The 11904-nt window shown below is 43.5% G+C and carries 11 protein-coding genes, 4 tRNA genes, 1 other RNA gene and 1 riboswitch; of the genes, 15 read left to right on the plus strand and 1 reads right to left on the minus strand.

What is annotated here, in order from left to right; genetic code table 11:
- Nucleotides 1-47 precede the first annotated feature (47 nt).
- The 14 genes from VN379_RS12305 (at nt 48) to rnpB (ending at nt 10305) form a co-directional block, all read left to right on the plus strand.
- The gene (locus VN379_RS12305) at nt 48-1046 is read left to right on the plus strand and encodes a deoxyguanosinetriphosphate triphosphohydrolase (protein WP_325534234.1); all 999 of its coding nucleotides are present in this window, start codon (nt 48-50) and stop codon (nt 1044-1046) included.
- A gap of 279 nt (nt 1047-1325) precedes the next feature.
- On the plus strand, nt 1326-3137 hold the full coding sequence (gene dnaG / locus VN379_RS12310; protein WP_325534236.1) for a DNA primase: 1812 nt from the start codon (nt 1326-1328) through the stop codon (nt 3135-3137).
- A 56-nt stretch (nt 3138-3193) separates the two neighbouring features.
- Nucleotides 3194-4300, plus strand: coding sequence for an RNA polymerase sigma factor RpoD (rpoD, locus tag VN379_RS12315; RefSeq protein WP_325534238.1), 1107 nt, complete (start codon nt 3194-3196; stop codon nt 4298-4300).
- A gap of 62 nt (nt 4301-4362) precedes the next feature.
- Nucleotides 4363-4438 (plus strand) — tRNA-Asn (locus tag VN379_RS12320).
- Nucleotides 4439-4490: 52 nt separating this feature from the next.
- Nucleotides 4491-4565 (plus strand) — tRNA-Ile (locus VN379_RS12325).
- Between the two features lie 99 nt (nt 4566-4664).
- A tRNA-Glu gene (locus VN379_RS12330) sits at nt 4665-4739 on the plus strand.
- 66 nt (nt 4740-4805) lie between these two features.
- Nucleotides 4806-4881 (plus strand) — tRNA-Val (locus VN379_RS12335).
- A 111-nt stretch (nt 4882-4992) separates the two neighbouring features.
- A complete protein-coding gene (locus VN379_RS12340; RefSeq protein ID WP_325534240.1) occupies nt 4993-5682 on the plus strand; it encodes a class I SAM-dependent methyltransferase in 690 nt (229 codons plus the stop codon).
- Nucleotides 5673-6788 carry a Nif3-like dinuclear metal center hexameric protein gene (locus VN379_RS12345; RefSeq protein WP_325534242.1) on the plus strand — a complete coding sequence of 372 codons (1116 nt, stop codon included), beginning with the start codon at nt 5673-5675 and terminating at the stop codon, nt 6786-6788. Before VN379_RS12340 ends, VN379_RS12345 begins: the two co-directional genes overlap by 10 nt.
- Before the next feature lie 82 nt (nt 6789-6870).
- A riboswitch (TPP riboswitch) is annotated at nt 6871-6981 on the plus strand.
- 66 nt (nt 6982-7047) lie between these two features.
- Complete coding sequence (gene thiS / locus VN379_RS12350) at nt 7048-7248, plus strand: sulfur carrier protein ThiS (RefSeq protein ID WP_325534244.1); 201 nt, start codon at nt 7048-7050, stop codon at nt 7246-7248.
- Between the two features lie 6 nt (nt 7249-7254).
- Complete coding sequence (locus VN379_RS12355) at nt 7255-8040, plus strand: thiazole synthase (protein WP_325534246.1); 786 nt, start codon at nt 7255-7257, stop codon at nt 8038-8040.
- Nucleotides 8041-8067: 27 nt separating this feature from the next.
- Entirely contained in the window at nt 8068-9168 is a 1101-nt protein-coding gene (gene thiH, locus VN379_RS12360; RefSeq protein WP_325534248.1) for a 2-iminoacetate synthase ThiH, read from the plus strand.
- A 70-nt stretch (nt 9169-9238) separates the two neighbouring features.
- Nucleotides 9239-9889: a thiamine phosphate synthase gene (thiE, locus tag VN379_RS12365; protein ID WP_325534250.1), complete on the plus strand. Its 651-nt coding sequence runs from the start codon at nt 9239-9241 to the stop codon at nt 9887-9889.
- Between the two features lie 62 nt (nt 9890-9951).
- An RNA gene (rnpB, locus tag VN379_RS12370) (RNase P RNA component class A) lies at nt 9952-10305 on the plus strand.
- Between the two features lie 43 nt (nt 10306-10348).
- On the opposite strand, the gene VN379_RS12375 is transcribed toward rnpB, so the two are convergent.
- Nucleotides 10349-10909 (minus strand): nitroreductase, encoded by a 561-nt coding sequence (locus VN379_RS12375; RefSeq protein ID WP_325534252.1) that lies wholly within the window; start codon nt 10907-10909, stop codon nt 10349-10351.
- A gap of 195 nt (nt 10910-11104) precedes the next feature.
- Between VN379_RS12375 and VN379_RS12380 the strand changes: the two genes are divergently transcribed.
- Nucleotides 11105-11773: a TMEM165/GDT1 family protein gene (locus tag VN379_RS12380; protein ID WP_325534253.1), complete on the plus strand. Its 669-nt coding sequence runs from the start codon at nt 11105-11107 to the stop codon at nt 11771-11773.
- Nucleotides 11774-11904 lie beyond the last annotated feature (131 nt).

Genomic DNA, 11904 nt, shown 5'->3' on the forward strand with positions numbered 1-11904 from the left:
AGGTAAATAATGTTATAATACATATAAGGAAAGGGGGGCAGTGCTGTATGAAAGTCCGCGAACGTATTGAGGAACTGGAGCTTAAAATATTATCAGCATATGCCGCAAAAAGTCATGATGCCGTCCGGGACAGGGAAGAAACGTTGTGTGATTTCCGTACCGCCTTTCAGCGAGACCGGGACCGGATCATTCATAGTAAATCTTTTAGACGTCTTAAGCATAAAACACAGGTATATATATCTCCCGGAGACCATTATCGCATGCGTATGACTCACAGTTTAGAAGTTGCTCAGATATCCCGGACAATTGCCCGTGGCCTTATGCTTAACGAGGACTTGACTGAAGCAATCGCAGTAGGGCATGATGTTGGGCATACCCCCTTTGGCCATGCCGGGGAGTATGCGCTACGCGAACTTATCGGCCATTATAATCACAACGAGCAAAGCTTGAGAGTAGTAGAATATCTCGAACGAGGTGGGCAGGGGCTTAATCTGACTGTAGAGGTCAGAGATGGTATCTTAAATCATACTGGCGATAACAAACCTTTTACACTTGAAGGGAATATTGTGCGCAGTGGTGATCGTATTGCGTACCTGTGCCATGATTATGATGATGGTATCCGGGCAGGTATGCTAAAGCCGGAAAACCTACCATCATGTGTAAGTAAAGTATTGGGCACAAATCCCTCAAGCATGATAACGGTGATGGTATCAGATATTATTACTGAGTCCGAAGGAAAGAATGAGATTATTATGTCCAGCCGGGTTAAAGCAGCAATGAGTGAGTTTAGGGAATTTATGTTTAAAAAAATCTATCATTCGGCTGAACTTGAGCCTGACCGGAAAAAAGCCAAATATGTTGTCAGTAAGCTGTTTGAGTACTACATAACCAACCCTGGGAGCTTACCACCGGAATTCTTAGAGCGTGAAGAACAATGGGGCTTGCAGACGGTTGTGGTTGACTACATCGCTGGTTTAACTGATCTCTATGCTATTAAACAATTTGAGAAACTATTCATTCCGGCTACATGGGGGATGTCCAGATAGTTTGCAGAGCTTATACGCGAGCTCTGTTTTTTTCTTGAGCAAAAATGTTCACCTTTGTCAAGATCTAAAAGAGGAATTTTGTCATTTATATTGAATAATAATTATTAAATTAAAAGATGATAAGAAAGGCTCTATAAACAACTTTGTTCATGACTTGCATCCCTTTGGCAGGAATATTAGTCTCAATGTAGAATAAAGTCAAAGCTTGGAACTATTTGCATATTCGAAACCATAAAAACAAAGCAGGGAATTTGTCATTGCCTGGATAAGGTGAATCTTATGAAAGATGCAGTTTTCGATGAGTTTATCGATAGATTGCGGTCAGAGAGTGATATTATCGGCGTGGTTTCCGACTATGTATCACTAAAGAAGAAGGGGAAAAATTATTGGGGATGCTGCCCCTTCCACAATGAGAAAACGCCATCTTTTTCGGTAACTCCGGACAAGGGTTTCTTTTATTGTTTTGGTTGTCAGACTGGCGGCAATGTTTTCAATTTCTTAATGAAGGTTGAAAATATTACTTTTATTGAAGCCGTAAGATTGCTGGCGAAAAAACTCAATATTCCATTGCCGGAAAAGGAGAAGTCACCACGTGAGCAGGCTCGTGACCAGGAACTTGCGAAAATATATCAGGTAAATGAGTTAGCCAGAGATTTCTTTCATGCCTGTTTGACTAAAACCAATTACGGAAAAGCTGCCCGCGAATACTTGACTAAGCGTGGAATAACCTCCGAAATGATTGATTTTTTTAAACTAGGGTTTGCGCCGCCTGCATGGGATAAGCTATCATTAACTTTCTGTGAACGTGGCATTGCCCTCGATATACTACTAAAATCAGGATTATCTGCCGCTCGCACTTCGGGAGATGGGGTTTATGACAGATTCCGTAGTCGAATTATGTTTCCCATAAGTGATGTGCGGGGACGAATCGTTGGTTTTGGGGGCAGGGTTCTAGACGATAGTCAGCCTAAGTACCTTAATTCTCCGGAGACTGAGATTTTTAACAAACGACATGTTTTATTTGGCTTTGATCATGCTTACAAGCACATACGTGATTCTGGTCAGGTTATTATTGTCGAAGGCTATATGGATGTTATAACACTTTATAGCCATGGAATCAAAAACGTAGTAGCATCATTAGGTACAGCTTTTACGTCTGAACAAGCCAGAAATCTCATTAAGCTTAATGCCGAGTTGTTATTTTCTTATGACAGTGATGCCGCTGGGCAAAATGCTACCGTTCGTGCGCTGGAAACGGTTCGAGCGCTAGGAGCAGCCATTAAAGTAGTGTCAGTACCTGATGGGAAAGATCCAGATGAATTTATCAGAAAACATGGCAGTCCTGCTTTCAATAATCTTCTAGTATCGGCTCAGCCGCTACTAGATTATCAACTTGATCGGGCGCTCAAATCAGATGATTATTCTACCGTCCAAGGAAAAATCGCTGTTGTCGGCAAATTAGCGCCTATCTTGGCTGAAGCCGATAACGCAGTCGAAGTAAACGCTCATATTACCCGTTTATCGCAAGTACTCGCTGTTGATGAAAATGCTTTGAGAAGCGAGATAACAAAGTATATTGTACAACTCAAAAAGGATAAAAATGTAAAAAACGGGAAAACTATAAATATTGCCCTCTTATATAAGCAGGTTCCTCCAGCAGTAGTGCAGGCGGAACGGCAGCTTATCAGACTGTTGTGCGATGATTTAACTCTTATTCCTTATGTTTTGGCTAAAATTTCATCACAAGAAATACAAGGCGTTCTACAGCAAGAGATTATTAAATTCATATTTAATGCGTATAATATGGAAAAAAATATTACACAGACGGTAATTCATTCTGGTGTAGACAGCCTAAGTGAAAAAGCAAAGATTGAGTTTTCACATATTATGCTAATGGATATACACTTTGATGATGTGGTCAAGTTTGTTGAAGACTGTATTAAAACAATTCGGTTAGCACATCTGACCGCAATGTATGAACAACACCGGCTAATGGCCGATGAATTAGAACGCATGGGGGATAGTAGCTTTCTGCAGGAATTGGCGGAAAGTCAGCGAATTAAACATGAAATTAGCAAATTACATCACTAACAATCGAGTACTACACTGTTTGTTACCGTTAACTGCCAGAGGAAGGGGGGAAAACTATGGCCGATAAGAAAAATACGTCAGGTGAGCAAGTCAATGAGCTTTTACACAAGGGTAAAAAACGTGGTGTGTTAACGTATTCTGAAATTATGGATACCATGCAGACTGAAGATATGAGCCCTGATGAGATTGATGATATGTATGAAATCTTTAGTAACAAGGGTATTGAGATTGTTGACGAAGTTCCGGATGTTGAACTGATTGAAGGCCCAGACATGTCTGAGATTGAATCGACGGCCGAAGAAGTAGATATAGATCTCACCATTCCTGAAGGCATTAGTATTGATGACCCTGTTCGCATGTATCTTAAGGAGATTGGCCGGGTACCACTATTAACTGCTGACGAGGAGATTAAACTGGCCAAACGTATGGAGCAGGGTGACGAGGAGGCTAAACGCAGGCTGGCTGAAGCCAACCTGAGGTTGGTTGTAAGCATTGCCAAGCGTTATGTAGGTCGTGGCATGCTTTTCCTTGATCTTATTCAAGAAGGTAATCTTGGTTTAATCAAAGCAGTAGAAAAGTTTGATTATAACAAGGGATACAAGTTCAGTACCTATGCTACATGGTGGATAAGGCAGGCTATAACCCGGGCGATTGCTGACCAGGCACGCACGATTCGAATTCCTGTCCACATGGTTGAAACCATTAATAAACTTATTCGGGTATCACGTCAGCTCCTGCAGGAATTAGGTCGGGAGCCGTCACCTGAAGAAGTTGCCAAGGCTATGGATGTTAGCGTTGAACGGGTACGGGAAATTATGAAAATAGCTCAAGAACCTGTATCGCTGGAGACTCCGATTGGTGAGGAAGAAGATTCTCACCTGGGAGACTTTATCGAAGATCAGGATGCACCGGCTCCGGCCGAAGCAGCTTCCTTTATGCTACTCAAAGAACAGTTGGAAGAGGTTCTTGAAACACTGACACCGCGTGAAGAAAAGGTGTTGCGTCTCCGCTTTGGTTTAGATGATGGGCGGGCGCGAACACTTGAAGAAGTTGGGCAGTATTTTGGTGTTACACGTGAGCGTATTCGTCAGATTGAGGCTAAGGCGCTCAGAAAACTTCGCCATCCCAGCCGTAGCAAAAAGCTAAAAGATTTTCTTGAGTAAAAACTAAATAATCACTTGACGTAAGTTAGACATTGCTTTATAATAATCAACGTTGGCGATATTCCTCGATAGCTCAGTTGGTAGAGCAATCGGCTGTTAACCGATCGGTCGTAGGTTCGAGTCCTACTCGAGGAGCCAGGTATTAACAGAAAAACAGGCTTTCTTCGGAAAACCTGTTTTAATATCTCTAGGGCCTATAGCTCAGCGGTAGAGCAGCCGGCTCATAACCGGCTGGTCCCTGGTTCGATCCCAGGTGGGCCCACCATAAGCAGTGAACCGGGTTTTTAGGAGCAGAGCGACGCGGGAAGCCGTGTGAATCGCTTAGTTCTGAGCGTAGCGAAGAACTTCCTACTAATCCGTACATGGCCCGTTGGTCAAGCGGTTAAGACACCGCCCTTTCACGGCGGTATCAAGGGTTCGATTCCCTTACGGGTCACCAACTACGACATTCGACGTTAGACACTCGATGAATTTTTATCGAAGATCTAAAATCGAAAGTCGAAACGGGCGATTAGCTCAGCCGGGAGAGCGCCTGCCTTACAAGCAGGATGTCGGCAGTTCGATCCTGTCATCGCCCACCACAAAGTAAAAAAACCTGCGAAGTTAACTTCGCAGGTTTTTTGCTATCATACTGCAGGTTATTTAATTCATCGAGGGGAAACTAATAGCAACTTACCAGGGAGGGCTGTTTAGTGAGATTAGGTCAGCGTTTAAGAACTATTGCCGACATGGTACCTATTGGTGTTACCATGGCTGATATTGGCACAGATCATGCGTATTTGCCAATATACCTTGTAGAACAGAAAATTATTACGTCTGCCATCGCGGGTGATATTCATCAGGGACCGTATTTATCGGCTAAGAATGCAGTTGCGGCGGTGCAGCTAACACAACATATTTCAGTCCGCCTTGGCAATGGCTTAGAGGTGGTCAAGCCCGGGGAAGCTGAGGTTGTGGTTATTGCCGGCATGGGAGGAGCAAATATTATTGATATCTTAAACTCCCGTCCGGAAGTAACTAGCAAGGTAAAACGCCTGATTTTACAGCCGATGATTGCTGCCGCACTTGTTCGCACGTGGTTACATACTCAGGGATGGCAGATTGTCGATGAGCAGTTGGTTCAGGAAGAAGGGAAGCTGTATCAGATTATAGCTGCCGAACCCGGTGGCAGCCCGGTGGTTGAACCTGTACTATATGAAATTGGGCCACTGCTCTGGCAATCAAAACACCCGCTGTTGAAGCTTCATATTAATGAGCTAATTGGCCATTTACGTGGCGTGATTTTAGCTATGGAGGGCAGCGCCGATGCTGTTAAATTAGCTAAATACAGAGAATATACCATTAGGCTTAAGGCGTTGGAGGAAAAGATACGATGTCTGTAATATGCCGGGATATCATTGACGAGCTTGAAAAACTGGCGCCTCAGCACCTGGCAGAGGCCTGGGATAATGTCGGACTACTGCTTGGCGACCCTGCGCAAACTGTACATAAAGTTATTGTTGCCTTAGATGTGGATCAGAGCCTTGTTAATGAGGCAATTACAACCGGTGCGAACTTAATTATCTCGCATCACCCGCTGATCTTCAAAGGTATTACCAGCATTCGTAATGACTCACCGCAGGGGAGTATGCTGGCTGCTCTGATAAAAGCAGGTATTGCCGTATATGCCGCACACACTAACCTTGACAGCGCTCATGGCGGCGTCAATGATGTATTAGCGCAAAAGTTAGCGTTAAAAGATATTAGGACGCTAACCACTGGTTATCAAGAACAAGTTCATAAATTAGTTGTTTTTGTGCCTGACTCTCATGTTGAGCAGGTGCGTACGGCTATAACTGAGGCCGGTGCAGGACATAGCGGTAATTACAGTCATTGCACTTTTCAAACTCAAGGTACAGGAACCTTTTTACCATTAATTGAATCGCACCCCTTTATTGGTGAACAAGGTAGACTTGAGTTTGTGAATGAATGCCGTTTGGAAACTATTTTTCCGGTGAGTCTGCGATCAAACGTAATTCGTGCCATGCTGGCAGCACATCCCTATGAAGAAGTGGCTTATGATGAATATTTGCTGATAAATAAAGCGGAAAGCTATGGGTTGGGGCGCGTAGGCAGGATTACACCAATGTGTCTTGATCTTTTTATCAGGCACGTCAAAACAGCACTGCATATCAACTCAATAAAAGCCGCTGGGCCGGTAAATACTTTAATAAAAAAAGTAGCAGTATGTGGCGGCAGCGGAGCAAGCCTGATTAAAAATGCAATTATTGCCGGAGCTGATGTATTGGTAACTGGTGATGTAAAATATCATGAAGCGCAACAGGCTGTTGCTGAAGGGCTGGCTATTATTGATGCCGGTCATTTTGCTACTGAACAACCGGTGATCGAACGTGTAGCTGACTATTTAAACGATTGTTCAGGTAAGAAGAGTTGGGATATTGCGATTATTACCCACAATACCGCCAGAGATATATTTACAATCTATTAGTTTATTTAAACGTTATTTGTAAGTATAAAGGGTTTGACGATTTACCTAATCCTGGTATATAATATCATCATACAAAAGAATATCTAGTGACCGAGGGAGCTCATGTTATGGGCTGAGAGTGGAACTAGCAAGTTCCTTACCTCCATTACCTGATCGGGATAATACCTGCGGAGGGAGGTCGTGTGTAATTTGTGTAATTGTGCGCGTCATTACCCAGGTGGGGGACGTGCTTTTTTATTTTTTTAAGGGAGGGAAAACCGTGCGTTTGACTGTGAACGGCAAAGAACTGCTGATCTTAGACGGACTTAGCATTGCTGAACTTATTGTTAAGCAAGGCTTTAACCCGGAAGTCATTGTGATTGAGCATAATCAAAAAATAATTAATAAAGAAGAATGGCATACCATTGCTTTACAACCAGAAGACTGCCTTGAGGTAGTCACTTTTGTCGGGGGAGGATGACTTCTTATGGAAAAAAATTTAGCTGGAGATATTTTAACAATCGGTGGTAAGGAACTGTCCAGTCGTTTATTTTTAGGAACAGGGAAATTTGCCAATAACAGGATAATCCCCGAGGTCGTCAGCGCTTCCGGTTCCCAGGTGATAACCGTTGCTTTACGGCGGATCGACCCTGCCTACAACGAAGAGAATATAGTGGGCTACATACCAAAACAATGTACGTTAATGCCGAACACATCAGGTGCCAGAACAGCGGAGGAGGCTGTTCGCATTGCCCGGTTAGCCAGGGCAACCGGGTGTGGTAACTGGATTAAGATTGAAGTTATTTCTGATAATCGCTATTTGCTTCCCGATAATATAGAAACAATTAAGGCTACCGAGGTTTTAGCGGCAGAAGGTTTTATTGTGCTTCCCTATATGAGTCCGGATTTAATGTCTGCAAAACGTTTGATGGAAGCTGGTGCGGCTGCGATTATGCCACTGGGAGCACCAATTGGTACGAACCGGGGTCTTAAAACTAAAGAAATGGTAAAGATTATTATCGAAGAAATTCCTTTGCCCATTATTGTTGATGCCGGTATCGGTCGTCCGTCTGAGGCCGCTGAAGCCATGGAAATGGGAGCTGCGGCAGTCCTTGTTAATACTGCGGTAGCAACTGCCAGCAATCCGGTCGTTATGGCTGAAGCTTTTGGTTTAGCTGTTGCTGCTGGCCGTAAAGCATACCTCGCCGGCCCTGGTGCTATTCAGGGATATGCAGCTGCTTCGTCGCCATTGACTGGTTTTCTGCACGAATAACGGCCATGTTGTGGAAGGAGGATTTATATGAGTGTCTATGAAGAATTGCTAAAATACCGGGACTTGGATTTCGCAGCTATCTTTGAGCAGATTACTGACAACGACATTCAACGGATTATTAGTAAAGACCGTTTAACAGTATTCGATTACCTGACACTATTATCGCCTAAAGCCGAGGCGCATCTGGAGGCTATGGCCCAGCAGGCTCATCGCCTCACGGTGCAACAGTTTGGACATACTATCTTGCTGTATACACCGTTATATTTAGCTAATTACTGTGTCAACCAGTGTGTATATTGCGGTTTTCATGCCCATAATGCGATCGAGCGAAAAAAACTGTCACTTGAGCAAGTGCGGTCCGAAGCTGAGGCCATTGCTGCAACTGGCTTAAAGCATATCCTTATTCTTACTGGAGAATCACGGCATCATTCTTCTGTTGGATATATCAAGGATTGTGTGCAAATATTAAAAGACTATTTTACCTCTATTAGCATTGAGATATATCCTCTCAATACTGACGAATATAGCGAACTTGTTGCGGCCGGCGTGGATGGAATGACTATCTACCAGGAAACATATCATGAAGAAACCTATGCTGAGTTACACCCAGCCGGGCCTAAACGCGACTATCGTTATCGTTTAGACGCCCCCGAGCGGGCTTGTCAGGCAGCTATGCGTGCTGTTAATATTGGTGCGTTGTTAGGCCTTAGTGATTGGCGCAGCGAGGCTTTTCTGACAGGTGTACATGCCGATTATTTGCAACGAAACTACCTGGATATTGAGATTAGCCTATCGCCGCCCAGAATGAGACCCCATGTGGGTGGCTTTCCACCCAAGGTTATTGTGAGTGATAAGAATTTGGTTCAATATGTTTTGGCTTTTCGATTGTTTATGCCGCGTGGGGGGATAACGCTGTCAACACGCGAGAGCGCAACACTACGTAATAATATGCTCAAACTTGGAATTACCAAAATGTCAGCCGGGTCATGTACGGCAGTGGGTGGCCACTCAGAAGAGGCTGCTGTCGGACAGTTTGAAATATCTGACGAGCGTAGCGTAACCGAGATGGCAGACATGTTATATTCTCGTAATTACCAGCCTGTCTATAAAGACTGGCAGATGTGGTGATGGTAGTAGTAGCATATTGCAGCAGCCAACAAGCAGATGCCATTTTCGTATGAAACAGGGGGGATATTTGATGCCAAAACCTGGTATGGCCAATTTTTTAACTACAGACATATACGCTTTGACAGCCGAGGAATATTCCCTTGGCAGAAACAATGTTGAAGTAGTACAATTATTAATTACTGCTGGAATTAAAGTAATTCAATATCGGGAAAAAGACAAAAAGGCCGGACAAATGTATAAGGAATGTTTGTTAATACGGGAAATGACTAAGAAGGCCGGTGTCACTTTCATTATTAATGATCACATTGATTTGGCTCTGCTGATTGGTGCTGACGGCGTACATGTTGGCCAGGAGGATTTGCCGCCGGCTAAGGTTAGAGAGTTAATTGGCAATGATATGATTCTTGGATTATCCACCCACTCGCCAGAGCAGGTTAAGGCGGCAGTGGCATTAGGGTGTATCGATTATATTGGTGTCGGCCCTATATTTGCTACCCGTACTAAGAAAGATGTTTGTGAACCAGTAGGGTTTGCCTATCTTGAGTATGTTGCTAAAAACCATCAAATACCATTTGTCAGCATTGGCGGAATCAAAGAAGGCAATATTATGGATGTTAAACATCATGGTGCCAAGATTATTGCGATCGTTACCGATATTGTCGGGGCAGTTGATATTCCTGCCAAGGTACAGTCAATTCGCCAAGCGCTTAAGCAATGCTGATTGTTTGTTGACTTGATCGTTAACTAATGATATTATTAAAAGTCCAAAATGATATTGATGTCTGAGTACGAAAGATGATCGCGAATACATTGTGTATTTGAGGAAAGTCCGAGCTCCATAGGGCAGGGTGCTGGATAACGTCCAGCGAGGGTGACCTCAGGGAAAGTGCCACAGAAATGTGAACCGCCAGGCATGTGCCGGGTAAGGATGGAACGGTGCGGTAAGAGCGCACCAGCAGTCAGGTGACTGATTGGCTAGGTAAACCCCACCTGGAGCAAGACCGAATAGGGAAGGGATGAAGCTGCCCGCTGATCCTTCCGGGTTGTGTCGCTAGAGCCGTCAGGCAACTGCCGGCCAAGATAAATGATCGTCGCCGTTAACGCGGAACAGAACTCGGCTTAATGACTACTCAGAAAAAACAATGAAAACCCGCGACCTTGATGGTTGCGGGTTTTCGTATTATTTCCAGAATAATATTTCAGGGGATTTTTTGGGGACTGCAGGTGGGTTAACCTGCGGGTAGCCCACAATGATCGGGGCGATAGCTTCATAGCCTGTTGGAATACGAAGCTCCGCTTTAACTTCCGGCAGATTGAGAAAGGCGCGGGCAAAACCGATCCAGCACGTACCAAGGGCTAGGTTATGTGCAGTCAGCATGAGATTCTGTGCGGCTAAACAACAGTCTTCACTGCTATGAAGTTCGCTGGGTTTTGCAAAGATAATTATAAGGGATTGGGCATTATAAAAAATATTAAACTCAGGGTTTTCAAAGGCTGCTTTGTATTTATTCAGTTGCGGCACTTGATCAAGTATACTCAAAAGATAATGTTTGCTACGGTCAGAATACTCTTTTAGAAGAGCGCCGTCCTGGATTATGGCATAAGCCCAAGGCTGAGAATTCATGGCACTGGGTGCTTGTACTGCTGAGTCTAATAACTTTTCGATAGTTGCCTTATCTACAGTGGTATTAGTGTAGCTTCGGACTGAACGGCGGTTGTTAATAGCTTCCTTAAGTTCCATTAAAATCATCCTTTCAAAATAGGCTTTTATGTGCTTGTTGGCCCTTGCTGCAAGTCTGAGTATTATTAGTAAGCATTGTTTTATTTATAGGAACATATTAACTTAATCACCTGCAAATGTAAAGTTCTGGGGTGAAATATTGCTGAGATTGGTCATACTATAATTATTGTATGGATTTTGTTAGGGGGAAATTCTTTGACAGCATTTATGACCGCACTTACCTTTGTAATACTTGCTGAAATGGGGGATAAGACTCAGTTATTAGGTATGGCCTTTGCCACACGTTATCCATGGCCAACTGTAATGGGTGGTGTTTTTGTAGCAACATTACTTAATCATCTGCTTGCCGTAGTTATTGGCAGTTACCTCACCATGTTTATTCCATTACAATATGTCCAGATTATTGCCGCGGCCTCTTTTATTATATTTGGTTTATGGACAATCCGGGGTGATGAATTAAATGGCGAGGATAAAGATACACACCACAGTCCTTTTTGGACAGTGACGATTGCATTTTTTATTGCAGAAATGGGAGATAAAACTCAACTGGCTACGATAGCATTGGCCGCTCAGTTTGCTAATGAAATGATACCTGTATGGTTAGGAACAACTGCCGGTATGATGATAGCTAATGCAATCGGGATCCTGGTCGGCGTAGTTTTAGGAAAAAAGATTCCCGAGGGCTTAGTAAAATGGGTTGCGGCTATCAGTTTTATTTTCTTTGGCATGTATGGTCTGTACGAGTACCTGCCGCACGAGATGTTAACTATACCTGTTATGGCTGGTGGAATAGTGGTCATCTTTCTGGCCATCATCTTTGTTGCCAAACTAGGTGGTAATAAGCTGCCACGTGAGCAGCCGTAAGTAGTTAATGAAAAAATATGTTTAAAATGTTATTTGATCACTAGACAATTTGAGTTTTTATGCTATAATATAAACATATTTAAATAAGATTTGAGTCAATGATGACTCCTTCACATAACAATGTATGTGGA

Source organism: Sporomusa sp. (assembly GCF_035561255.1).
Taxonomy (GTDB): Bacteria; Bacillota; Negativicutes; order Sporomusales; family Sporomusaceae; genus Sporomusa.